This is a genomic window from Serratia inhibens, from assembly GCF_003591175.1.
GTDB classification, from domain to species: domain Bacteria; phylum Pseudomonadota; class Gammaproteobacteria; order Enterobacterales; family Enterobacteriaceae; genus Serratia; species Serratia inhibens.
Window position 1 is genome coordinate 93,607 of record NZ_QYYG01000008.1, and the last position, 23,890, is coordinate 117,496.

The 23,890-nt window shown below is 57.6% G+C and carries 18 protein-coding genes; 4 read left to right on the forward strand and 14 right to left on the reverse strand.

From position 1 onward, the window contains the following. Nucleotides 1-83: 83 nt before the first annotated feature. Both D4100_RS20530 and rbsK read right to left on the reverse strand, forming a co-directional pair. Nucleotides 84-1,007 (reverse strand): dihydrodipicolinate synthase family protein, encoded by a 924-nt coding sequence (locus D4100_RS20530; RefSeq protein ID WP_119805130.1) that lies wholly within the window; start codon nt 1,005-1,007, stop codon nt 84-86. Between the two features lie 55 nt (nt 1,008-1,062). Continuing rightward, on the reverse strand, nt 1,063-2,268 hold the full coding sequence (gene rbsK / locus D4100_RS20535; protein WP_065506715.1) for a ribokinase: 1,206 nt from the start codon (nt 2,266-2,268) through the stop codon (nt 1,063-1,065). 347 nt (nt 2,269-2,615) lie between these two features. Between rbsK and glpG the strand changes: the two genes are divergently transcribed. After that, entirely contained in the window at nt 2,616-3,452 is an 837-nt protein-coding gene (glpG, locus tag D4100_RS20540) for a rhomboid family intramembrane serine protease GlpG (protein ID WP_065506716.1), read from the forward strand. Between the two features lie 36 nt (nt 3,453-3,488). Further along, nucleotides 3,489-4,247, forward strand: coding sequence for a DeoR/GlpR family transcriptional regulator (locus tag D4100_RS20545; RefSeq protein ID WP_065506717.1), 759 nt, complete (start codon nt 3,489-3,491; stop codon nt 4,245-4,247). Nucleotides 4,248-4,354: 107 nt separating this feature from the next. Here the strand turns inward: D4100_RS20545 and rhuM are convergent, their stop codons facing one another. Next, nucleotides 4,355-5,356 (reverse strand): RhuM family protein, encoded by a 1,002-nt coding sequence (gene rhuM / locus D4100_RS20550; RefSeq protein ID WP_065506718.1) that lies wholly within the window; start codon nt 5,354-5,356, stop codon nt 4,355-4,357. Nucleotides 5,357-5,372: 16 nt separating this feature from the next. Beyond that, nucleotides 5,373-5,504 (reverse strand): hypothetical protein, encoded by a 132-nt coding sequence (locus D4100_RS25995; protein ID WP_257784490.1) that lies wholly within the window; start codon nt 5,502-5,504, stop codon nt 5,373-5,375. Between the two features lie 243 nt (nt 5,505-5,747). Between D4100_RS25995 and glpD the strand changes: the two genes are divergently transcribed. After that, the gene (gene glpD / locus D4100_RS20555) at nt 5,748-7,256 is read left to right on the forward strand and encodes a glycerol-3-phosphate dehydrogenase (protein WP_065506719.1); all 1,509 of its coding nucleotides are present in this window, start codon (nt 5,748-5,750) and stop codon (nt 7,254-7,256) included. Nucleotides 7,257-7,303: 47 nt separating this feature from the next. On the opposite strand, the gene glgP is transcribed toward glpD, so the two are convergent. From glgP to asd, 6 genes are all read right to left on the reverse strand, one after another. Beyond that, nucleotides 7,304-9,751, reverse strand: coding sequence for a glycogen phosphorylase (gene glgP, locus D4100_RS20560; RefSeq protein ID WP_065506720.1), 2,448 nt, complete (start codon nt 9,749-9,751; stop codon nt 7,304-7,306). 144 nt (nt 9,752-9,895) lie between these two features. Further along, nucleotides 9,896-11,329, reverse strand: a complete 1,434-nt coding sequence (glgA, locus tag D4100_RS20565) for a glycogen synthase GlgA (RefSeq protein WP_065506721.1) — start codon at nt 11,327-11,329, stop codon at nt 9,896-9,898. A 116-nt stretch (nt 11,330-11,445) separates the two neighbouring features. Beyond that, nucleotides 11,446-12,723 (reverse strand): glucose-1-phosphate adenylyltransferase, encoded by a 1,278-nt coding sequence (gene glgC, locus D4100_RS20570; protein WP_065506722.1) that lies wholly within the window; start codon nt 12,721-12,723, stop codon nt 11,446-11,448. Between the two features lie 15 nt (nt 12,724-12,738). Next, complete coding sequence (glgX, locus tag D4100_RS20575) at nt 12,739-14,721, reverse strand: glycogen debranching protein GlgX (RefSeq protein WP_119805131.1); 1,983 nt, start codon at nt 14,719-14,721, stop codon at nt 12,739-12,741. After that, entirely contained in the window at nt 14,718-16,904 is a 2,187-nt protein-coding gene (glgB, locus tag D4100_RS20580; protein WP_119805132.1) for a 1,4-alpha-glucan branching enzyme, read from the reverse strand. Before glgB ends, glgX begins: the two co-directional genes overlap by 4 nt. A 507-nt stretch (nt 16,905-17,411) precedes the next feature. Further along, nucleotides 17,412-18,515 (reverse strand): aspartate-semialdehyde dehydrogenase, encoded by a 1,104-nt coding sequence (gene asd, locus D4100_RS20585; RefSeq protein WP_065506727.1) that lies wholly within the window; start codon nt 18,513-18,515, stop codon nt 17,412-17,414. Between the two features lie 327 nt (nt 18,516-18,842). On the opposite strand from asd, the gene D4100_RS20590 reads away from it, so the two are divergent. Then, the gene (locus tag D4100_RS20590; protein ID WP_004951434.1) at nt 18,843-19,436 is read left to right on the forward strand and encodes a YhgN family NAAT transporter; all 594 of its coding nucleotides are present in this window, start codon (nt 18,843-18,845) and stop codon (nt 19,434-19,436) included. A 45-nt stretch (nt 19,437-19,481) separates the two neighbouring features. Here D4100_RS20590 and gntK read toward each other — a convergent pair whose 3' ends face one another. The 4 genes from gntK to D4100_RS20610 form a co-directional block, all read right to left on the reverse strand. Next, entirely contained in the window at nt 19,482-20,012 is a 531-nt protein-coding gene (gntK, locus tag D4100_RS20595; RefSeq protein WP_065506728.1) for a gluconokinase, read from the reverse strand. A 172-nt stretch (nt 20,013-20,184) separates the two neighbouring features. Next, a complete protein-coding gene (gene gntT, locus D4100_RS20600; protein WP_065506729.1) occupies nt 20,185-21,501 on the reverse strand; it encodes a gluconate transporter in 1,317 nt (438 codons plus the stop codon). Nucleotides 21,502-21,886: 385 nt separating this feature from the next. Then, nucleotides 21,887-22,882, reverse strand: coding sequence for a gluconate operon transcriptional repressor GntR (gene gntR / locus D4100_RS20605; protein WP_065506730.1), 996 nt, complete (start codon nt 22,880-22,882; stop codon nt 21,887-21,889). 149 nt (nt 22,883-23,031) lie between these two features. Beyond that, entirely contained in the window at nt 23,032-23,727 is a 696-nt protein-coding gene (locus tag D4100_RS20610; protein ID WP_065506731.1) for a pirin family protein, read from the reverse strand. Nucleotides 23,728-23,890: the final 163 nt, after the last annotated feature.

A 23,890-nucleotide genomic window follows, 5' to 3' on the forward strand; every position in this document is an offset into this window, starting at 1 on the left:
TTGTAGTGATAGTTTTAGCGGGTGTAGTAGGTACGGCGGTGTTGTTGAACCGCGGGAGGATGTCGCCATCTTCCCGCCCGGCCTTAACCGGCAATTTTTTGCCGGTAGAACCCGGTGCCGCTGCGGATTTGATCCAACAGCACGCCCAGCCCCCAGAATTTCTCCAGCACGTCGTCTTGATTTACCCGGCACAGATCGCTGTCGAAAGTGCCCAAACGTTGGTGATAGATTTTGGCGTTTTTCGGGTAACCCAGCGTCTCCGTGACCGCCGCCAGCGACAGGAAGGTCGCCAGTTCCTGCGCCAGCTCAGGCCGCTGCGCGCCGTGGTGATACAACCAGTGGTACAGCTCCGGGTGAAAATTGGTGAACACCCCGCTGAACCCTTTGGATCCGGCCTGCATCGCCGGCCAGGCGATAGCGGCGTTGGCATTGATGATGTTCAACGGCGTCCCTGCGGTTAATGCCACCCGACGCGCCACGGTCGGCAGATCGCAACTGACGTCCTTCAGCACGACAAAGCGGCCGCTGTCGGCGCAATAGCTCAGCTCTTCATCGCTCAGCAAACGGCGGTAAGGCGCCGGACATTCGTACAGGCCGAGCGGCATGCTAACCGGCAACGCCGCCAGCAGGCTGTCCAGCGTGGCGAAAAACGCCGCACTGCCCTGGCGCTGCGCGTCAAGATGGTTGGTCACCAGCACCAGCGCGTCGATGCCGGTTTGCGCCATCGCCTGCAGCTCTTCAATTTGCTGCTCCAGCGCATCGCTGATATGGCCGGAAGCGATAACCGGCACCCGGCCATCTACCCGCTGCACCACAAAACGCGCCAACTCAACCCGTTCAGCCAGGCTGAGGAATTGCATCTCGCTGGACTGACAGACGGCGAACAACGCATCGACGCCTCGCAGCAAATACCAGTCGATCAGGCGCGCCAGGCCAGGGTAGTCAATCTCGTTCTGGGTGGTAAACGGCGTTAGCATTACCGGCACAATGCCCTCGATGTTCTTCATTTTTGCTCCTCACACCGCGCTGACGCGGCAGACAATGGTGTTGTTTGATTAGGGATCAGCGCTGGCTCAGACGAGCCACCACCTGTTGATGTTGCGGCATGTTGGACGCCCCTTCTCTTTCCACCGCCAGTGACGCAAAGGCGGCGGCATAGGTTGCCGCCTGGGCAATCGTTTGCCCGGTGGCGATAGCCGCGGCGAAGGCGCCGTTGAACGCATCCCCCGCGCCGGTGGTATCGACGCTAAGTGCCGGGAAAGCGGGAATGTGCTGGAACTGCGAACCTTCGAGGATCATCGCTCCGCGCGCGCCCATGGTGATGATGACCCGTCGGGCACCCAGCCCGGCGATACGCTGCGCCGCCTCTCTGGCGCTGTTCAAATCCGTGACCTCCACGCCGGACAGCAACGAGGCCTCGGTTTCATTCGGGGTAATCACATCGACATATTCCAGGCATTGCAGCGCATCGGCGGAGTAAGGCGCAGGATTGAGGATCACCCGGATCCCCAACGCATTGGCCAGTTTCATGGCGTTCAGGGTGGCGTTAAAGTTATTCTCCAGTTGCAGCAGCAGCACGTCTGCGCCGGCCAGTTCCGGGGCGATCGCCGTCACTTCTTCGTCGGTGATGGTTTTATTGGCGCCGGAATAAATGGCGATCATGTTCTCGCCGTCCTGCTGCGAAACATAAATGATGGCGTTGCCGGTCGGCTCGGTTTCCGACTGGTATAAGGTGAATGAGTGGATTTCCGACGAAGAGAGATGGTCGAAAGCGAACTGACTGAACTGATCTTTGCCCACTTTGGACACGAAATGCACCTGAGCGCCGGCCCGGCTGGCGGCCATCGCCTGATTGGCCCCCTTGCCGCCGGGGCCAAGCGTACTGCCGAGCGCCAGCAGCGATTCGCCGCCTTTGGGAAAGCGCGCCACCCTGGCGACGATATCGACATTGAATGACCCCAGAATACAGACCTTGCCTCGCATGTTTTTTCCTCTCTCCGGCACCTTTCTTTTCTGGCTTTCCAGGCGCCTTAACAGCACTTCGAACGTGCCGTCGGTTTCGGTAATTAATTTGGCCTGCAGGCTGCGGCGGATGACGATCGCGCCGCCATGGCAACGCTGCACTAACCCCAGTTGCGCCAGCACGTTTAAATCACTGCGGATGGTTTCTTTGGTCACCGCAAAAGACGTGGCCAGGTACGCCACGCTAACGCGTTCATATTTATCCAGATAATCCAGGATGTTATTGCGTCGTTCTTCGAGAAACATAGTCACCTCAGCACCTGTTTTTGAGAGTAAGGGACCCCCGGTGGTTAAAAAGTGACTGTGATCATATGTTGCGGGGCTAAACGGAAGTAAACAAAAATCGCTGCAATATTCGCCGGCCCATGGCGGGAAAACCGCGGGGTTTATTGGCCACTGCGGGGCCGTTAGTAGGTGTTTTTACTGGTTTTTCGCAGATCCCTTGCCTGCGTTCAAGATTTCAACGGTATAATCAGCCGTCAACGCCGTCGGCGGTAAATCGACGGTCCAACTTATCTTTACCCTGTGAATTTCAAGCTGCGGCCAACAACGCCGTGGCTTGAAAGGCGGCGGGTATATGAAACGGAATATCTATGGTTCGAGTAATCGCCGTATCCAACCCCCGCCTGGCTCAGGCCTTTGTCGACTACATGGCGACACAGGGCATTGAACTTAGCGTGCACAATACCGGCGAGGCGGCGGAAATCTGGCTGGCTGACGACAGCCATCTGGAGCAGGTGCAGCACGAATTGCAGCAGTTCCAGGCCGATCCGCTCAACCGCCGCTATCAGGCCGCCAGTTGGGAAACCGGCAACACCGGCGCCGATCTGCACTACCCAGGCTACTCCTATCTGCAAACCCTGCGCAGCAAGGCCGGGCCGCTGACGCTGGGCGTGATGGTGCTGTGCATTGCGGTGTATATCCTGATGCAGGCGATGGGCGATGACACCGTGATGTACTGGCTCTCCTGGCCGCAAGACAGCAGCCAATACCCGCAGCTGTGGCGCTGGGTCAGCCACGCGTTTTTGCATTTTTCGCTGCTGCACATCACCTTTAACCTGCTGTGGTGGTGGTATCTCGGCGGCCCGCTGGAAAAACGCCTCGGCACCGGCAAGCTGTTCGTACTGGCAGTAGTATCGGCCTTCTTCAGCGGTTGGGCGCAGTCGCTGTTCAGCGGCGCGTTGTTCGGCGGCCTGTCCGGCGTGGTCTATGCGCTGATGGGCTACAGCTGGCTCAGCGGCGAACGGGCACCGGAACGCGGCCTGATGCTGCCGCGCGGCCTGATGGTATTTTCAGTGCTCTGGCTGGTGGCCGGGTACTTCGATATTTTAGGAATGTCGATCGCTAACGCGGCACACGTGGCCGGTTTAGTGTTAGGGTTATTGATGGCATTTTGGGACACGCGTCATCGCGCGCACAACGAACAATAACAGCCAGGTACAAGCCGGGCGTTTTAGGGGATTATCGTGAAGCAAACACAGCGTCATGACGCAATTATCGAGCTGGTGCGCCTGCAGGGTTATGTCAGTACGGAAGAACTGGTCGAACATTTCGACGTCAGCCCGCAAACGATTCGCCGTGATTTGAATGACCTTGCCGATCAGAACAAGATTCAGCGCCACCACGGCGGTGCCGCGTTGCCTTCCAGCTCGGTCAACGCCGCCTATAACGATCGCAAAGTGATGTGGTCGGAAGAGAAAGCGCGTATCGCCCAGCGCGTCGCCAGCCAGATCCCCGACGGCGCCACGCTGTTTATCGACATCGGCACCACGCCGGAAGCGGTCGCTCACGCGCTGATGAACCATAAAAACCTGCGCGTGGTGACCAACAACCTGAACGTAGCCACCCTGCTGACCTCCAAGGAAGATTTCCGCCTGATCCTGGCCGGCGGCGAAGTACGCACCCGCGATGGCGGCATCATGGGCGAGGCCACGCTGGACTTTATCTCCCAGTTCCGGCTCGATTACGGCATTCTCGGCATCAGCGGCATCGACATGGACGGCTCGCTGCTCGAATTCGACTACCATGAAGTGCGTACCAAACGCGCAATTATCGAAAACTCGCGCTGCGTGATGTTGGTGACCGACCATTCCAAATTCGGCCGCAATGCGATGGTCAACCTCGGCAATATGAACCTGATCGACTACCTGTTTACCGACCAGTTACCGCCACCGAGCGTAATGAAAATCATCGAACAGTACGACGTGCAGCTGGAGCTGTGCTGATTTTCCACCCGGCATCTTCTCCTGTTGGAGAAGATGCTACTCAGAGTGCCGGTAATTTGGCGCAGTAGGTTTCCTGGAACTCAGAGGACTGTTGGTTCATTTAGCGGTTAGCGGTCCTTTTTACGGTTGAGGCGTTTTTCGAGCTGTTCCAACTGTTCCAGCTCAATGCGATCGGCTTCACCCGCATCAGTGATTTTCCTTTTTTTATCAAATGAGTCATAACGCTCATGCACTATGGATTTCATTTGCTCCCGGCTAATACCGCCACAATGATTTAGTAACGGCTGCTCGTTGAACGCCATAAAGTTATCGATGTACTGCCGCCAGTCCGCGAGTTTTAGATGCTGTTTGTTCTTGGCTCTGAACTCGGCAAATTCGAAAAACATCGAGGCAAGGCGATTCAGGCTATCGAGTTCGTCTTCATTCAGATAGTTTTTGGCGATGACCACATCCGCTTTACGTATTCGCAACCCTTTAAAACTCATCAGATTCATATTGGCTTTTGACACATCGGCACGCTGCACTATCAGTTCTGCGGCGGTAAAACCCGTCACCGCAAAAAACAGTTTGTTTTGCACCTCGGCAAACAGCAACCCGGTGTCTTTTTCACTGGCGCGATAATCTTCCGACAACGTAAAAAGGTCGCGTATTTTTTGATAAAAGCGAAGTTCGGAGGAGCGTATATCACGGATGCGCTCCAGCAGTTCATCAAAGTAATCCCATTTAGGATCTTTAAGGCGCTCGTCGTCCATAACGAAGCCTTTGAGCATATATTCACTCAGCGTCTGAGTTGCCCATTGTCTGAATTGCGTACCGCGGGTTGAGCGAACCCGGTAGCCCACAGAGATAATCATCGGTAGGGAGTACAGCAGCGTTAGATACTCTTTACCGTCCGATCCAGTTGTAAACTTACGGTTTACAACTGCCCCCTCAGCCAGCTCTCCATCTGCGATCACGCCTTTCACGTGCTTGCCAATATTCTGCTTGCTGGTTTGGTAAAGCTCTGCCATTTCGAGCTGAGTGAGCCATACCTGCCCTCCTAACTCGCGCAGAATAAACCGGGACTTTCCGTCTTCCGAGGTGTAGAGGATCAGATCGTTATCAGACATTTTAGCCATCCTTGAGTTACAGCGCGACGCGCCGCTTGTCGGTTAATAACTGCTGAATCAGCGCCTTCAAATACCTCGCCATTTCCACTTCAAGTGCATCCAGCTCTTTCCTCAGTTCCAGGGGCTCGACACGCATCACCAGCAGCACGTTCTCTTCTCTTCAAAAATATCAACATAGCGCAATGTATTCAGGTTGTAGTAGTTATCGCAGATCTCTTGCAGGCTGGCGAGATGAGCGCATTTCTCTAGGTTATCATCACCAAACTGTTACCTCTATCACGCCTAAATGTTTTTGTTTGGTTAAGTCTTGGCTTGTTTGTTGGTTTTTGATTACAATCATGAGCGAAAACGAACATGAAAGAGCTATTTCGAACATCTGGAGGAAGTTGACGTGGAAACCAAAGACTTGATCGTTATCGGTGGCGGCATCAACGGTGCCGGCATCGCGGCGGATGCTGCCGGGCGCGGGCTGTCCGTACTGCTACTGGAAGCGCAAGACTTGGCCTGCGCTACGTCTTCCGCCAGTTCCAAATTGATCCACGGCGGCCTGCGCTACCTGGAACACTACGAATTCCGTCTGGTGAGCGAAGCGCTGGCCGAGCGTGAAGTATTGCTGAAGCTGGCGCCGCACATCGCGTTTCCCATGCGTTTTCGCCTGCCGCACCAGCCGCATCTGCGCCCGGCCTGGATGATCCGCATCGGCCTGTTCCTGTACGATCACCTGGGTAAACGCACCAGCCTGCCGGGCAGCAAGAGTTTGCGCTTTGGACCAGAATCGGTACTGAAGCCTGAGTTAAAGCGCGGTTTCGAATATTCCGACTGCTGGGTGGACGATGCCCGCCTGGTGGTGCTGAACGCGCAGGAAGTCGAAAAACGCGGCGGCGAAGTGCGCACCCGTACCAAAGTGACCCGTGCTTGGCGTGAAAATGGCCTGTGGATGGTGGAAGCGGTTGAGGTCGACAGCGGTAAAACCTTTACCTGGCGCGCCAAGGGCCTGGTCAATGCCACCGGTCCTTGGGTGAAACACTTCTTCGACGACGGCCTGAAGCTGAAATCACCGTACGGCATCCGCCTGATCAAAGGCAGCCATATCGTGGTACCGCGCGCTCACAACCAGCCGCAGTCCTATATTCTGCAAAACGAAGACCATCGCATCGTGTTCGTCATCCCGTGGAATGACGAGTTCTCGATTATCGGCACCACCGACGTGGAATACCACGGCGATCCGAAAGACGTGAAAATCGACGACAACGAGATCGACTACCTGCTGAAAGTGTACAACGACCACTTCAAGAAGCAGTTGGGCCGTGACGACATCGTCTGGACATACTCCGGTGTGCGTCCGCTGTGCGATGACGAATCTGATTCGCCACAGGCGGTGACCCGCGACTACACGTTGGATGTGCATGACGATCAGGGCAAAGCGCCGCTGCTGTCGGTATTCGGCGGTAAACTGACCACCTACCGCAAGCTGGCTGAGCATGCGATGGAAAAACTGGCGCACTACTACCCTGGCTGCGGCCCGGCGTGGACCAAAAACGGTTCGCTGCCCGGCGGCGACATCGGTGGCGATCGCGACAGCTACGCCGCCAAACTGCGCCGCGAGCACGGCTGGTTACCGGAATCCCTGGCGCGCCGCTACGCCCGCACCTACGGTAGCCACAGCGAGCTGATCCTGGCGAATGCCAACGGCCTTGACGATCTGGGCGAAGAGTTTGGCCACGGCCTGTATGAAGCCGAACTGCGCTATCTGGTAGAGAAAGAGTGGGTGGTCGAGCTGGAAGACGCCATCTGGCGCCGGACCAAGCTGGGCATGTGGCTGGATGATGCGCAGCAGGCGCGGGTGAAAGCCTGGCTGGCGGAACACACGAAAACGAAAACGCTCTCTCTGGCATCCTGAGCCATTGAATGTGGAAAGGGCCGGATATCCGGCCCTTTTCTTTTGCATTACAGCTTGATCGGTTTGATGTGCCAGATTTCGTCCGCATACTCCTGGATGGTGCGGTCGGAAGAGAAATACCCCATATTGGCGATATTCAACACCGCACGCCGCGTCCAGTCATCCTGATTGCGATAGACCTCATCCACCTTGTCCTGCGTATCCACATAGCTGCGGTAATCGGCCAGCAGCTGGTAGTGATCGCCCAAATTCACCAGCGAATCAAACAGGTTGCTGTAGCGCTTTGGCTCCTCCGGACTGAATACGCCGGTGGCGATCTGGGTCAACGCCTGATGCAGTTCGGGATCCTGCTCATAGTACAGATGCGGGTTGTAGCCGTTGCGGCGCAACTCCTCCACCTGCTCGGCGGTATTGCCGAAGATAAAGATGTTCTCTTCACCCACGTGCTCCAGCATCTCTACGTTGGCACCGTCCAGCGTGCCGATGGTCAGCGCGCCGTTAAGCGCAAATTTCATATTGCTGGTGCCCGACGCCTCGGTGCCCGCCAGCGAGATCTGCTCGGAGAGATCCGCCGCCGGAATGATCATCTGCGCCAGACTGACGCTATAGTTCGGGATAAACACCACTTTCAACTGGGTGTGCACACGCGGATCGTTGTTGATCACCTTCGCCACGTCGTTAATCAGCCGGATGATCTGCTTCGCCGCGTAGTAGGCCGAGGCCGCCTTGCCGGCGAAGATCACCACCCTCGGCACGCGTTCGGTTTCCGGATCCTGCAACAGGCGGTTATATAACGTGATCACATGCAGGACGTTAAGCAGTTGTCGTTTGTATTCATGAATGCGTTTGATCTGCACATCGAACAACGCATCCGGGTTGACCACCACATTCAGGGTTTTGGCGATGTACTTCGCCAACCGCTCCTTGTTTTGCCGTTTGGCAGCCTGAACCGCCTGCAGGAAGCTGGGGAAATCGATGTTGGCTTTGATCTCGCTCAGTTGGCTGAGATCGGTGCGCCAGGTCTGGCCGATGCTGTCATCCAACACGTCGGAAAGCGGCCGGTTGGCCAGCCCCAACCAGCGGCGCGGTGTGACCCCGTTGGTTTTGTTGCAGAAACGATCGGGGAAAATATGCGCGAAGTCGGCAAACAGCGACTGCACCATCAGCTCGGAATGCAGTGCGGAAACCCCGTTAACCTTGTGGCTGGCCACCACCGCCAGCCACGCCATGCGCACCCGACGACCGTTGGTCTCATCAATGATCGACACCCGCGCCAGCAGCTCGTTGTCGCCCGGCGCCACTTCCTGCACATGCTTGAGGAAGTGATCGTTGATCTCGAAGATCAACTGCAAGTGACGCGGCAGGATCCGGCCGATCATGTCCAGCGGCCAGGTTTCCAGCGCTTCGCTCATCAGCGTGTGGTTGGTGTAGGAGAATACCCGCTCCACCACGGCCCAGGCGTCGAGCCAATTGAACTTGTGATCGTCGATCAACCGATGCATCAGTTCGGGGATAGACAACACCGGGTGAGTGTCATTGAGGTGAATGGCAATCTTGTCCGCCAGATTGTCGAAGGTTTTATGCATCGTCCAGTGGCGGTTGAGGATATCCTGCACCGTGGCCGACACCAGGAAATACTCCTGCCGCAGCCGAAGTTCGCGCCCGGAATAGGTGGAGTCGTCCGGGTACAGCACGCGCGATACGTTCTCCGAGTGGTTTTTATCCTCAACCGCCGCGAAATAATCGCCCTGATTGAATTTACCAAGGTTGATTTCGTTACTGGCCTGGGCGCTCCACAGCCGCAGCGTGTTGGTGGCGTCGGTATCAAAACCGGGGATCACCTGATCATAAGCGATGGCGACCACCTCTTCGGTTTCCAGCCAGCGCGCCTTGGCGCCTTCCTGCTGAATTCGCCCGCCAAAGCGCACCTTATAACGGGTGTTGTGGCGCGGGAACTCCCACGGGTTGCCGTATTCCAGCCAGTAGTCCGGGGACTCCATTTGCTGGCCGTTAACGATGTTCTGCTTGAACATGCCGTATTCGTAGCGGATACCGTAGCCGCGCCCCGGTAGCGCCAGCGTCGCCAGCGAATCGAGGAAACAGGCCGCAAGCCGCCCCAGGCCGCCGTTGCCCAACCCCGGATCGTTCTCTTCCTCCAGCAATTCACCGAGGCTCAGCCCCATTTCATTCAACGCGTCGTCGATATCCTGGTAAATCCCCATCGACAACAGCGCATTGGAGAGCGTCCGCCCGAGCAGGAACTCCATCGACAGGTAATAGACCTGCCGCACGTCCTGGGAAAGCTGGGCGCGGTTGGAGCGCAGCCAGCGTTCCACCATGCGGTCACGCACCGCAAACAGCACGGCGTTCAGCCAGTCATGCTGGTTGGCAATAGCCGGGTCCTTGCCGACAATAAACATCAGCTTATAGGCGATGGAATGTTTCAGCGCTTCAACACTGACCGTGGGTGAGGTGTAACTAATCGGTGAAGTCATAGTGATCCCAAGTGAGTTGTTACAACAAGCGTTGATATACCCAAAATAATTGGCGCTGCATCAAGGCGGCAAGGGAACTTATCCCGAATCACTTACTTCAGTAAGTGATTCGGGTAAGTGAGTCCAGCCAACACAGAGGCAGCGTCAAGTAAGACGGGAATAAAGTGACAGATAAGCCTTTGCCGCTATCTGCCAGCCAAAATCCACGCTCATGGCGTGGCGCTGTACGTGACGCCAATGCTTTGGCCTGCTCCACAGCACCATGGCGCGCCGGATGGCGTTGCCCAGTGCGGCGGCATCACAATCATCAAAGACAAATCCGCTGGCGGTGCCGTCGGCCAGATTCTCCAGCGCGCAGTCCACCACCGTGTCCGCCAGCCCGCCGGTGCGACGCACCAACGGCAACGTGCCGTATTTCAGGCCGTAGAGCTGGGTCAGTCCGCAAGGTTCGAAACGACTCGGCACCATGATCACGTCGGCCCCGCCGATAATCCGGTGCGAGAATGCCTCGTGGTAGCCAATCTGCACGCCAACCTGTTCCGGGTAATCAGCGGCAGCGGCCAGAAACGCCTGCTGCAACACCGCATCGCCGGCCCCTAACAGCGCCAGTTGGCCCCCCTGCTCGAGCAACGCCGGCAGCGCTTCCAATACCAAATCCAGACCCTTCTGGCTGGTCAGGCGGCTCACCACCGCAAACACCGGCAGCGACTCGTCCACCTTCAGGCCCATCGCTTTTTGCAGATGCAGCTTGTTCTTGGTCTTGTTCTTCAGATCCTCGGCATCGTAACGGGCGGTCAAGCGCGGATCGTGGGACGGATCCCAAATCTTCTCATCCACGCCGTTGAGAATGCCGCTCAGTCGCCCCTGCCGCTGGCGTTCCTGCAGCAACCCTTCCATGCCGCAACCGAACTCCGGCCGGGTGATTTCCCGCGCGTAGGTCGGGCTGACGGCGGTGATATGGTCGGCGTAATACAGCCCGGCTTTCAGGAACGACATCTGGCCGTAAAACTCCAGGCCGTAAAGGTTGTAAAACGAGGGCGGCAGCCACAGTTCAGCCACGTGATGGGCGGAGAACAGCCCCTGATAGGCCAGATTGTGCACGGTGAAAATCGAACGCGCCGGGTGGCCGTTGGCCGCCAGATAGGCGCAGGCCAGGCCGGCGTGCCAGTCATGGGCGTGCACCACCTGCGGCCGCCAGTAGCGGTCCAGCCCCTTGGCCAACTCACAGGCAATCCAGCCCAACAGGGCAAAACGCCGGTGGTTGTCGGAATAGGCATTCATCGACTGGTCGTGATAGGGGCTGCCCGGCCGGTCATACAGCCAGGGGGCGTCAATCAGGTAGATGCCCACGCCATGATAGGTACCGTAGCGCAGGCCGACCCGGCCGGCGAACGAATCGATTTCCGCCACCAGCACGGAGTCCGGTATACCATTACGCACGTCAGGAAAAGCGGGCAATAGCACCCGAACGTCGCCGCCCTCGGCAATTTGAGCCGCCGGTAATGCGCCAACCACGTCTGCGAGCCCCCCGGTTTTCAGCAGGGGGAACATTTCAGAACATACGTGTAAAACCTGCATTATCACTCCTGGAAATCGGCAAAAAAGCAGGCCTGCCGCTGTTGTTAATCCGCGTTTTGCAAGCCCTCTGTCTATTCGCAAGGCGGCGGTATCATCGTTCCGCCGACTACCCTAACTCACAACTTTGACAGCATTTCGCGCGTCACCAGCACAATGCCGCCTTCCGAGCGATAAAAGCGTTTGCTGTCCTCATCGGCGTTTTCGCCAATCACCATGCCCTCGGGAATATGGCAGGCGCGGTCAATGATGCAGCGCCGCAGGCGGCAGGAGCGGCCGACGTTTACGTCCGGCAGCAATACGCTGGAGTCGATGGTGCAAAACGAGTTCACCCGCACCCGCGGGAACAGCACCGAATGCACCACCACCGAACCTGAGACGATGCAGCCGCCGGACACCAGCGAATTCATGGTCATGCCGTGGCTGCCGGAGCGGTCCTGCACGAACTTGGCCGGCGGCAGCGGCTCCATATGGGTACGGATTGGCCAGGCACGGTCATACATGTCCAGCTCCGGCGTCACCGAGGCCAGATCGAGGTTGGCGCGCCAGTAGGCTTCCAGCGTACCCACATCGCGCCAATATGGCGGCAGATCGGTATTGGAGGTGACGCAGGACAGCGTGAACGGGTGCGCCCACGCCGCTTTCTGAGCGGTGATTTTCGGGATCAGATCCTTGCCGAAATCATGGGTGGAGCCGGGGATCGACATATCCTCTTCCAGCAGTTGGAACAGATAGTCGGCGTTAAAGATGTAGATCCCCATGCTCGCCAGCGACATTTCCGGGTTACCCGGCATTGGCGGCGGATTGCTCGGTTTTTCCAGGAACTCGAGGATCAAATCGTTCTCATCCACTTCCATCACGCCGAACTCGCTGGCCTCATCGCGCGGCACCGGCAAGCAGGCCACCGTGCATTGCGCACCCTTTTCGACGTGGTCGATCAGCATGCGCGAGTAATCCATCTTGTAGATGTGATCGCCCGCCAGGATCACCACATACTCGGCATCGTAGCGACGGATAATATCCAGGTTCTGGTATACCGCGTCCGCCGTGCCCTTGTACCAGTGCTCGGTACTGAGGCGTTGCTGGGCCGGCAGCAGATCGACAAATTCGTTCATCTCTTCATTGAGGAACGACCAGCCACGCTGAATATGCTGCACCAGGGTATGGGACTGATACTGGGTGATCACGCCGATGCGGCGGATACCCGAGTTCAGGCAGTTCGACAGGGCAAAATCAATGATGCGGAACTTACCGCCAAAATGGACGGCAGGCTTGGCGCGGGTTGAGGTTAAATCTTTCAAGCGCGAACCGCGGCCGCCGGCCAGAATCAGAGCAACGGACTTAATCGGCAGTTGGCGCGCCAACATCAGGGGGTCTTTATTTTCAAACCTAACCATAGCTGACTCCTTTTATTATTTCTGTACCAGCACGCAAATCGAGTGCGCAGCCTGGTTCCAGGCGGGTAAAACCGCCCGCGGTCCTTCCTGAGTAAAGGGGGCGACAACCTGCCAATCGCCCATAGGCAACCTCATCTCCACCGCCTGCGGCGTGGCGTTAACCACCACCAGCCAGCACTGCGACAGGCGGATCTGCAATTGCAAGTCTCCCTGCTCCCATTCCTGCGCCGCGGGCGGCTGCCCTTGCGCGTTCAGCCACTGCACGCTGCCGTCGCCCTCCTGCCACCAGCGGTCTTGCTGCAGGGCGGGGATTTGCCGACGCAGGTGAATCAGCGCTGCGGTATAAGCGGTGAGCGAGTCATCCGCCTTGGCCCAGTCGAGCCAGGTGATGGCGTTATCCTGGCAATAGGCATTGTTGTTCCCCTGCTGGCTGTGTCCATGCTCATCGCCGGCCAGCAGCATCGGCGTCCCCTGGGACAGCAACAACGTGGCAAGCAGCGCCTGCCGGCTGGCCTTGCGGCGCTGCACAATGGCGTCGTCGGCAATCGGGCCTTCAACACCGTGGTTGTAGCTGAAATTATGGTCGCTGCCGTCACGGTTGCCTTCACCGTTAAGCTGGTTGTGCTTACGGTTAAAACTGACCAGATCCTGCAGGGTAAACCCGTCATGAGCGGTCAGCATGTTGATGCTGGCGTACGGCGCACGCCCACGTTGGTTGAACAAATCGCTGGAACCGGCAAAGCGTTGGGCAAACTGGCCCAGCGGCAAATCGCCCTGCAGCCAAAAGCGGCGCATATCATCCCGGTAATGATCATTCCACTCGGCGAAGCGCCCCGGAAAAGCGCCCACCTGATAACCGCCGGGGCCAATGTCCCACGGTTCGGCAATCAGCTTGCAGCGCGACAGCTGATCGTCCGCCAGCATCGCCTGGAACAGCGGCGCATCGCGATCGAACGCCGGGGTACGGCCCAGCACACTGCCCAGATCGAAGCGAAAACCGTCGACATGGCATTCGCTCACCCAAAAATGCAGGCACTCCATCACCCAGGCCACGCCCTGCGGTTGATCCAACCGCAGCGTATTGCCGCAGCCGGTGTCGTTCACATATCCCCCGTCCGGGGTAAGCCAGTAATACCCCGGGTTATCGATGCCGCGCTGCGACAGCGTCGGCCCGTCCATGTCCAGCTCGGCGCTGTGGTTGAACACCACATCGAGGATCACCTCGATCCCGGCCTTATGCAGCGCCTTCACCGCATCGCGGAATTCGCGCAGCGGCGTCATGTCGGTGCGCAGGCTGCAATAACGGTTATCCGGCGCATAAGGCGCCAACACGTTATATCCCCAGTAGTTAATCAGCCCGAGGCGCTGCAGACGCGGCTCGGAGCTATGTTGCTGTACCGGCAGCAGTTCCAGCGCCGTGATGCCGAGACGCTTGAAATGGGCAATCATCACCGGATGACCGAGCGCAGCGAAGCTGCCGCGCAGCACCGGCGGGATATCCGGGTGCAGTAGAGTCAGGCCACGCACGTGCGCTTCGTAGATCACCGTTTTGCCCCACGGCGTGGCCGGCGGACGATCCCCCTGCCAATCGTAGGCTTCGTCGATGACCACGCACTTAGGCATCACCTCTGCGCTATTCTCCGGGTCCGGTCGGTCGTAGCCGCCATGCAACTCCAGATCGTCCGCCACCGGCCCCTCGACCGCGCGGGCGGCGGGATCCAGCAGCAGCTTGTTCGGGTTAAATCGCAGCCCTTTCGCGGGTTCAAACGGGCCGTACACCCGGTAACCGTAGCGCTGGCCCGGTTTGCCGCCCGGCAGATAGCCGTGCCAGATATCACCGCTGCGCGCCGGCAGCGGCAGACGCACCTCGCGCTGTTGCCCGTCAAACAGGCACAGCTCCACGCCGGTGGCATGGGCGGAAAACAGGGTAAAGTTGATGCCGTTACCGTCATAATGCGCCCCGAGAGGCGCGGCGATACCGGGCGTCAGCTCAGTCATTGCGCCTCCCGCAGCAGGTAGATCGTCGCCAGCGGCGGTACGGTCACGCTAATCGAATGCTCGCGGCCGTGGTTGCCGACCGGTTCCGACACCACGCGGCCCTGGTTGCCGGTATTACTGCCGTGATAATGGTGCGAGTCGGTATTAAGGATTTCCCGATACTCGCCGGGGCGGGAGATACCGATGCGGTAATGGTGGCGCGGCACCGGGGTAAAGTTGCTGACGGCGATCAGCTCGTTGCCCTGTGAGTCGTAACGGGCAAAGGCAAACACCGAGTTGTCGTGGTCATCCACCACCAGCCATTCGAAGCCGTCCGGGCGGTAGTCACGCTCATACAACGGCGCCTGCTGCTGATAGCAGTGATTGAGATCGCGCACCAGCCGCTGCACGCCGTGATGCCAACCGTCCAGGCCTTCCAGCAGATGCCAGTCGAGGCTGGTATCGAAATTCCATTCGCGCCCCTGGGCAAACTCACAACCCATAAACAGCAGTTTTTTGCCGGGGTGCGCCCACATAAAGCCGTAGTAAGCCCGCAGGTTGGCGAACTTCTGCCAGGCGTCGCCGGGCATGCGATCGAGAATCGATTTTTTGCCGTGCACCACTTCGTCATGAGAAATCGGCAGCACGAAGTTCTCGGTGTAGGCATACAGCATGCCGAAGGTCATCTGATTATGATGATATTTGCGGTGTACCGGATCGCACTGCATGTAGTTGAGCGTGTCGTGCATCCAGCCCAGGTTCCATTTGTAGTGGAACCCCAACCCATTGGCATCCGGCGGTAGCGTGACCCCCGGGTAATCGGTGGATTCCTCCGCCAGCGTCACCGCGCCGGGCCGCTCCTTGCCGACGGTCTGGTTGGTGTAGCGCAGGAAGGCGATGGCCTCCAGGTTTTCGTTGCCGCCGTAATAATTCGGCACCCACTCGCCTTCGGCGCGGCTGTAATCACGGTAGATCATCGAGGCCACGGCATCGACGCGCAGAGCGTCGATGCCGTAACGTTCCATCCAGTAAAGGGCATTGCCCGCCAGATAGTTGCGCACCTCATTGCGGCCATAGTTGTAAATCAGGGTATTCCAGTCCTGGTGGAAGCCCTCGCGCGGGTCGGCGTATTCGTACAGCGCAGTACCGTCGAAATTCGCCAAACCGTAGGCATCGCTGGGGAAATGCCCCGGCACCCAGTCCAGGATCACATTGATGCCGGCCCGGTGCGCCGCCGCCACAAAGGCTTTGAAATCGGCCGGGGTGCCGAAACGCCGGGTCGGAGCATAGAGCCCCAACGGCTGATAACCCCAACTGCCGTCGAAGGGGTGCTCGTTAATCGGCAGCAGTTCAATATGGGTGAACCCCATATCCTTGACGTAATTGATTAATTGCTCTGCCAGCTCGCCGTAGCTGAGCCAGAAGTTGTTGTCGGTATGACGTCGCCACGACCCCAGATGCACTTCGTAGATGGAGATCGGCCGATCAAAATCGTTGGCGCGTTGGCGTTCCGGGGTATTTGCCACCACCTCCGGCAACGGCGTCACCAAAGATGCCGTATCCGGCCGCATCTGCGCTTCAAAGGCGTAAGGGTCGGCCTTCAGTTGGGTATTGCCATAGCAGTCGATGATTTCGTATTTGTACAGTTGCCCGGCTTTCACCCCTGGCAGGAACAGCTCCCAGATACCGTTTTCACGGCGCAGGCGCATTGGATGGCGACGACCGTCCCAGAAGTTGAACTCTCCCACCACCGAAACGCGCTGGGCATTGGGCGCCCAGACGGCAAAGCTGACGCCTGCTACCTCGTCAAGCGTAGCGGGATGCGCCCCCAGCCGCTCATACGGCCGCAGATGGGTGCCCTCCGCCAGCAGCCAGCCGTCGATATCCTGTAACAAGGTGCCAAAACGGTAGGGATCGTCGACGATCTGCTGGTGATTTTGCCAGCGGACCTCCAGTTGATACCGGAAGGGGGTTTTCCGACGCGGAACGGTAGCGCTGAAAAAGCCACGGGCATCGTCGCAGGCCAGCTGCACCAGCCGTTTGCCGGTTTGCTGCTCCAGCAACCAGACTTCGCTGGCGTCAGGCAACAACGCACGCACCTGCAGGCCATTATCGACCGCATGCATACCCAGCAGGGAGAAAGGATCGGCAAAATTGCCGGAGAAAAGCTGATCAATCACGTCACGATCGGGAAGTACAGGCATAGACTTCTTCCTTAGATTAAGAGCATGATTTATAAGAGGCTGCGTCTACCCTTCACCGTCCAGACCGCTGCCTTGCAGGCCGCGAGTTGACATCCATTGGGTAAATGATTAATCCATAGCCGTTTTGGTTATCATGCAATTCATTCGGTATCTAAAGCGTGATTGCGGTCGGTTATTGATCAATTTTCAGCTTGCCGACCTGAATTTCCGCTCTTTATGCTTATTTTTAGTCGTTTATCAGCGTTGGTGAAAATTCACTCGCCAACGCTTTAAGCATAGCCAATGTCTGTCAAAGCAGTGCCGTATTGGCATGGAAAATCATTCATTAAGAAAACTGCCAGCCCGCAGCGCGGTTGCGCTACTGCTTGCCGGGAGGAAGGCCGGTTATCGGTGCGCGCCTTTCCCCTGGCAGCGACTTCGTCCATAGCGCGCCAAAACGGGGTAAAAGCGGAAAACAAGGCTTTGGGGGGCTGAAAGAGGCCAGCCCCCGGGAAGTTCAGTTCAGGTTTACAGCAGGATACGCAGCATACGGCGCAGCGGCTCTGCCGCGCCCCACAGCAGTTGGTCACCCACGGTGAACGCAGACAGGTATTCCGGCCCCATATTCAGCTTGCGCAAGCGACCTACCGGCGTGTTCAGCGTCCCGGTTACCGCAGCCGGCGTCAACTCACGCATGGTCAGCTCACGGTCGTTCGGGATCACCCGCACCCAGTCATTGTGGGTCGCCAGCATCTGTTCGATTTCCGGCAGCGAAACGTCTTTTTTCAGCTTCAGGGTGAACGCCTGGCTATGGCAGCGCAGCGCACCGACGCGCACGCACAGACCGTCAACCGGGATCACGCTGGAGGTGTTCAGAATCTTGTTGGTTTCCGCCTGGCCTTTCCACTCTTCGCGGCTCTGGCCGTTATCGAGCTGTTTGTCGATCCACGGGATCAGGCTGCCGGCCAACGGCACGCCGAAGTTATCGGTCGGCAGTTTACCGCTGCGGGTGGCCGCAGTAACTTTACGTTCGATATCCAAAATAGCCGAAGCCGGGTCCTGCAGCTCTTTCGCCACGTCGGCATGCAGCATGCCCATTTGGGTCAGCAGTTCGCGCATGTGGCGCGCGCCGCCGCCGGAAGCCGCCTGATAGGTGGATACCGAAGCCCACTCAACCAGATCGTTGGCGAACAGGCCGCCGAGCGACATCAGCATCAGGCTGACGGTGCAGTTACCGCCAACAAAGGTCTTGATGCCTTTATCCAGGCCCTGCTGAATCACCGCGTGGTTGACAGGATCCAGGATGATAATCGCGTCATCCCCCATGCGCAGAGAAGATGCTGCGTCAATCCAGTACCCCTGCCAGCCGCTTTCACGCAGCTTAGGGTAGATTTCATTGGTATAATCGCCGCCCTGGCAGGTAATAATAATGTCGAGCGCGCTCAGCGCGTCAACATCGTAAGCATCTTGCAGCGTACCCTGCTGGCCGCCGAATGCCGGCGCCGCAGAACCGTGCTGCGAAGTGGAGAAAAAGACCGGGCGAATGGCGTCGAAGTCGCGTTCTTCCGTCATGCGTTGCATGAGTACGGAGCCGACCATTCCGCGCCAACCGATGAAACCAACGTTTTTCATAATAACTGCCCTGCTTTGGAGGATGACTACTTGGAGTTGTGTGCAATATCTCCCCACCTTACAAAATGTCAGCGCGGGCGCAAAGTGAATTTATTCGATGGGTGAGCGATTCTCAGCAATCCTTCTTATATACCCGTCGTCTTTCAAACCGCAGCGTTGTTACCGGCATTGGGTGACCGCCCGATGAATAAGGGCGAAGCATGCAGCTACCCCTGCAATACCTGGGTATAAGCAAGCTGAGTCACCTGGTTGCAACTTGAAAGCCATAGGGTATGGGTTATCACGCGGTCGGGTTGGCCGGCGCGTTTTTCAGATTTCGAGGTAATGATGACAGAGATGATTTCGGTCACGGTATTGCTGTTTTTAATCATGGATCCGCTGGGCAACCTGCCGATTTTCATGTCGGTGCTCAAGCATCTGGAACCGCGCCGCCGGCGGATGGTATTGATTCGCGAGCTGCTGATCGCCCTGCTGCTGATGCTGATTTTCCTGTTTGCCGGCGAAAAAATCCTGGCGTTCCTCAACCTGCGTACCGAGACCGTGTCCATTTCTGGCGGGATTATCCTGTTCCTGATCGCCATCAAGATGATTTTCCCCTCGCAGGAGGGCAACAGCAGCGGGCTTTCCGCCGGTGAAGAGCCTTTCCTGGTACCGCTGGCGATCCCGCTGGTGGCAGGACCTTCGATTTTGGCGGCACTGATGCTGCTCTCGCACCAATATCCAAACCAGATTTCGCATCTGGTGGTAGCCCTGCTGATTGCCTGGGGTATTTCCGCCGCGATATTGCTGATGTCGAACCTGTTCCTGCGCCTGCTGGGCAGTAAAGGAGTCAGCGCGCTGGAAAGGTTGATGGGGTTGATTCTGGTGATGCTGTCGACCCAGATGTTCCTGGACGGCGTGCGGGCTTACATGAAGTTGTAGTGAACATACTGGCGCCTGGCGGCGCCGGTATCATGACGCAGCCGGTTATTGCGGGGCTGCGACGCTGCGAATGTAAGCCAAAGTATCGGCGATCACGCCGTCCAGCGGCTGGTTGATATCAATCGCGCGCACGTCCTGCTCCTGCGCGCCCGGCTCTTCAAGCGTCGCGAACTGAGAAACCAGCATCTGCGGCTTGAAGAAATGCCCCTTGCGCTGTTTCAAGCGCTCTTCAATCACCGCCTTATCCCCTTTCAGATAGATAAAATGCAGGTTGCTGTTACCCTCGCGCAGCCGGTCGCGGTAGCTTTTTTTCAGCGCCGAACACACCAGCAGCGACACGTCATTGGTGCGCTGCATAGCGAAAATGGCGTCGTTCAATGCCGTCAGCCACGGAGCGCGATCGTTGTCGTCCAATGCATGCCCGGATGCCATTTTATTGATATTGGCGCGCGGGTGCAGGTAGTCGCCGTCCAGCATCGCTGCATGGGCCTGATAGGCAACGTCGCTGGCGACGGCGGATTTCCCGCTGCCAGAAACGCCCATCAAAATAAATACGTGGTGTTGCGGATTACTCATGATTTCATGCCCTTATGGGGACTCACGCAGGTTTGTGCGGTGGATTGCACCGCCCAATGCGCCCCAAACTCAAAATGGTGCCCGGTGCCGCACGGCATCCGATAGCCTCAGAATATCCTGTGAATTTCAAGCTGCAGCCAACCACGCCGCAGCTTGAAAGGCGACGGGTAAATTATACGACCGTTGCCAACAGCAGACAGCCCACCAACCCGCAGACCGAGATGATGGTTTCCAGCACCGACCAGGATTTGATAGTTTCCATGATGCTCAGGTTGAAATACTCCTTGAACAGCCAGAAACCCGGATCGTTGACGTGTGAGAAAATCACGCTGCCCGAACCGACCGCGATCACCATCAGTTCCGGGCTGACGCCAGTGGTGGCAATCAGCGGGGCGACGATGCCGCCGGCAGTGATCGCTGCCACGGTGGCGGAACCCAGCGCCAGACGCAGCGCCGCGGCGATGGACCACGCCATCAGAATTGGCGATACGTTGCTGCCTTCCATCAAACCGGCGATGTATTTTTCTACGCCGCTGTCGACCAGCACCTGCTTGAACGCGCCGCCACCGCCGATGATCAACAGCATCATGGCGATAATTTTGATTGAATCGGTGATGGTGCCCATCACTTCATCCATGGTGCGGCCACGGTTAAGACCAAAGGTGAAGATAGCGATCAGCACCGCAATCAGCGTCGCCATCACCGGATCGCCGAAGAACTCGGCAAAGCGCAGCAGCGTATGGCCCTTCGGCAGCACCATTTCGGCCACTGCGCGCAGTGCCATCAGGATCACCGGTACCAGAGAAGTGGCAACGCTGATGCCAAAACTTGGCATTTCTTCTTCGGTGAAGATTTTCGGGTTATACAGACCTTCCGGTACCGGCTTGTCGATGCCTTTCAGGAAGCGGGCGTAGACCGGGCCGGCCAGGATCACCGTCGGGATGGCCAGCAGCGTGCCATACAGCAGGGTTTTCCCCATGTCGGCATGGAAGATGGTGGCGATCGCCGTTGGGCCAGGGTGCGGCGGCAGGAAACCGTGGGTCACCGACAGCGCAGCCGCCATCGGCACGCCAACGTACAACAGCGGAACGCGCGCGGAGGCGGCGATGCTGAATACCAACGGCAACAGCAGCACGAAACCGACCTCATAGAACAGGGCGAAACCGACGGTAAAACCGGTCAGCACCACCGCCCATTGAATGTGTTTTTTACCGAACTTGTCGATCAGCGTAGTGGCGATGCGCTGAGCGCCGCCGCAGTCCGCCAGCAACTTGCCGAGCATGGCGCCAAAGCCCATGATCAATGCCAGGCTGCCCAGCGTGCCGCCAACGCCGGCCTTGATGGAGCCGATCACTTTATCCACCGGCATGCCCTGTGCGATACCCACCGCCAGTGCTACTAAAACCAAAGAGATAAAGCCGTTCAGCTTAAAGCGAATCATCAGCAGCAGCAGCAACGCTACGCCGCCTGCAACAATCACTAATGGCATAATTTTTCTCCAACCCTTTTATCGCGACTCTCTTTACCCTAGACCGTAAAGCGTGCGCTTGTTGTATTTTCAGGCTCTTCCCCGGTGTCAGAAGGCGAGCTGTAGGTGGTACTGAGTCAAAGGTTCTGTCCCTGCTTGCAGGGGGCGATTTACTCGCCCCGCTCCGTGCGGCCGCGGCATGCTGCGCCCCTGCACGATCATTGACCTCGTTGTTACCGGTATCATGATACCGGTAACAACACGAGTGACGGAATCGGGTAAACGACTAAAATTCGCGTTCTGGGATAGAGATCAAACTTACGGCAGCAATAAGCGGCAAGCGCACAGGCAGGAAGTGAAACGCGCCGAACGGCGCGTGGTTCAAAATGGGATTAGTTGAAAACGATCAAATACTGCCGCCGGGAATTACGGTAAAACCCACGTCTACCATGCGCGGACAGACGGTTTCACCCCGCAACCGCGCCAGCAGACGCTCGGCGCCGATTTGCCCCATCCTTTCACGCGGCGTCAGCACGCTCGCCAGTTTCGGCACCATCACCTGACCGATATCGTGGCCGTGGAAGCCGGCAATCGCCATCTGATCGGGGATCGACAGCCCCTGACGCTGACACTCAAAGGTGGCGCCAATCGCCAGGTCATCGTTGGTGCAGAAGATACTGTCAATCTGCGGATAGTCGCGCTGCGCCTGGCGCAGCAGTTCGCCGCCGGCGGAATAGGACGACGAACGCGCGGTCATGACGCTGTACGGCTCCAGACCGGACTCGCGCATTGCCTGCTCATAGCCCTGCTGTTTGATAATGGTGCGCTCATCCTGACGTGCGCCGAAATACACCACGTGACGGTGGCCGTGAGCGATGATTTGCTGGGTCATCTGGCGCGCGGCTTCGAAGTTATTGAAGCCCACCGCCAGATCGATGCACGGCGACACGCAGTCCATCAACTCCACTACCGGGATACCCGCCACCTCAATCATCTTCAGGGTACGCGGGGTGTGGTGGCGTTCGGACAGGATCAAGCCGTCGATATTGTAAGACAGCAGCGAAGTCAGGCGCTGCTCCTCACGTTCCGGCAAATAGCCGTAGTGCGCCAGCATGGTCTGGTAGTTGTGCGCGTCGGTCACGCTCTCGATACCGCGCAAGACTTCGGCAAACACCTGGTTGGTTAACGACGGCAGCAGTACGCCAATGGCGCGGCTGGTCGAGTTGGAAAGGATATCCGGCGCACGGTTGGGAATGTAGCCCAGCTCATCAAGCGCGACGGCAATTTTTTGCTGCAAGGCGAAAGAAACCTGATCGGGATTGCGCAGATAACGGCTCACCGTCATCTTGGTCACGCCAACCTTGTCTGCAACATCTTGAAGTACCGGCCGTTTTTTCTTCATTATCAATGAACTGGCTAACCGTGAAAGGGCGTTCATGTTAGCAAAAAAAAACCGGGGCCGATATTGTTGGTTGCCGGATGGCTGAATGCAAAAAGGGCTCACCGCGTGAGCCCTTGATATTTACCGCTTAATCACAATTTACCGCTTAATCACACCGGCGGCAGATCGAACAGCAGAATTTCACTGTCTTCATCCGCCTGAATCGACAACTCGGCTTCATCCCACACCGCGAACGCATCGCTGGTACCGGCCTGTTGACCGTTGATCACCACTTTGCCGCGGACTACCTGGATCCAAACGCGGCGCTGGGCCTCAATCTGATACGCCGACTGCTCGTCTTTGTTCAGCGCCCAGCGTGACAAAGTCATATCCTGGAACACCTTCAGCGAACCCTCGCGCGCATCCGGCGACAGCACTAACTGGCGGCCCTGCGGCGCATCGAACATACGTTGCTCATAACGCGGCTCCAGCCCGACCTGATCAGGAATAATCCAAATCTGATACAGATGCAGCGGGCGATCCTTATTCCCATTGTATTCAGAGTGGCGCACCCCGGTGCCCGCACTCATGATCTGGAACTCACCGGCCTGGATCTGCTCTTTGTTGCCCATGCTGTCCTGATGTTCCACCGTGCCGCTCAGCACGTAGGTCAGGATTTCCATGTCTTTATGCGGGTGAGTGCCAAAACCCTGCCCCGCGTCGATCATATCTTCGTTGATCACCCGCAGCGCCGAGAACCCCATAAAATCGGCATCGTAGTAGTTGGCAAATGAGAAAGTGTGCCAGCTATCCAGCCAACCGTGATTGGCATGACCGCGATCTTCTGCTTTACGTAAATAAATCATATTCAACTCTCCTCAACGTTTTTTTACAGTCTAGTCCCGGCGGCAGAATAAGAAAGCGTAAAAAACTCATCCCTCTGTTCAAAAAATTAGATGGAGTCGTGAGGTCATTTTCAGCGGAGTTGTTGAAGAGGCCAAGAGGCACAAAGCAGGCAAAAAAAAAGCC

Bases quoted from the DNA above. Each gene is read 5' to 3' on its own strand.
- rbsK (WP_065506715.1), bottom strand. From the start codon at position 2,268: ATGTTTCTCGAAGAACGACGCAATAACATCCTGGATTATCTGGATAAA.
- glgC (WP_065506722.1), bottom strand. From the start codon at position 12,723: ATGGTTAGGTTTGAAAATAAAGACCCCCTGATGTTGGCGCGCCAACTG.
- rhuM (WP_065506718.1), bottom strand. From the start codon at position 5,356: ATGTCTGATAACGATCTGATCCTCTACACCTCGGAAGACGGAAAGTCC.
- asd (WP_065506727.1), bottom strand. From the start codon at position 18,515: ATGAAAAACGTTGGTTTCATCGGTTGGCGCGGAATGGTCGGCTCCGTA.
- gntR (WP_065506730.1), bottom strand. From the start codon at position 22,882: ATGAAGAAAAAACGGCCGGTACTTCAAGATGTTGCAGACAAGGTTGGC.
- gntK (WP_065506728.1), bottom strand. From the start codon at position 20,012: ATGAGTAATCCGCAACACCACGTATTTATTTTGATGGGCGTTTCTGGC.
- gntT (WP_065506729.1), bottom strand. From the start codon at position 21,501: ATGCCATTAGTGATTGTTGCAGGCGGCGTAGCGTTGCTGCTGCTGCTG.
- glgA (WP_065506721.1), bottom strand. From the start codon at position 11,329: ATGCAGGTTTTACACGTATGTTCTGAAATGTTCCCCCTGCTGAAAACC.
- D4100_RS20530 (WP_119805130.1), bottom strand. From the start codon at position 1,007: ATGAAGAACATCGAGGGCATTGTGCCGGTAATGCTAACGCCGTTTACC.
- D4100_RS20590 (WP_004951434.1), top strand. From the start codon at position 18,843: ATGACAGAGATGATTTCGGTCACGGTATTGCTGTTTTTAATCATGGAT.
- glgX (WP_119805131.1), bottom strand. From the start codon at position 14,721: ATGACTGAGCTGACGCCCGGTATCGCCGCGCCTCTCGGGGCGCATTAT.
- glgB (WP_119805132.1), bottom strand. From the start codon at position 16,904: ATGCCTGTACTTCCCGATCGTGACGTGATTGATCAGCTTTTCTCCGGC.
- D4100_RS20610 (WP_065506731.1), bottom strand. From the start codon at position 23,727: ATGATTTATTTACGTAAAGCAGAAGATCGCGGTCATGCCAATCACGGT.
- glpG (WP_065506716.1), top strand. From the start codon at position 2,616: ATGGTTCGAGTAATCGCCGTATCCAACCCCCGCCTGGCTCAGGCCTTT.
- glgP (WP_065506720.1), bottom strand. From the start codon at position 9,751: ATGACTTCACCGATTAGTTACACCTCACCCACGGTCAGTGTTGAAGCG.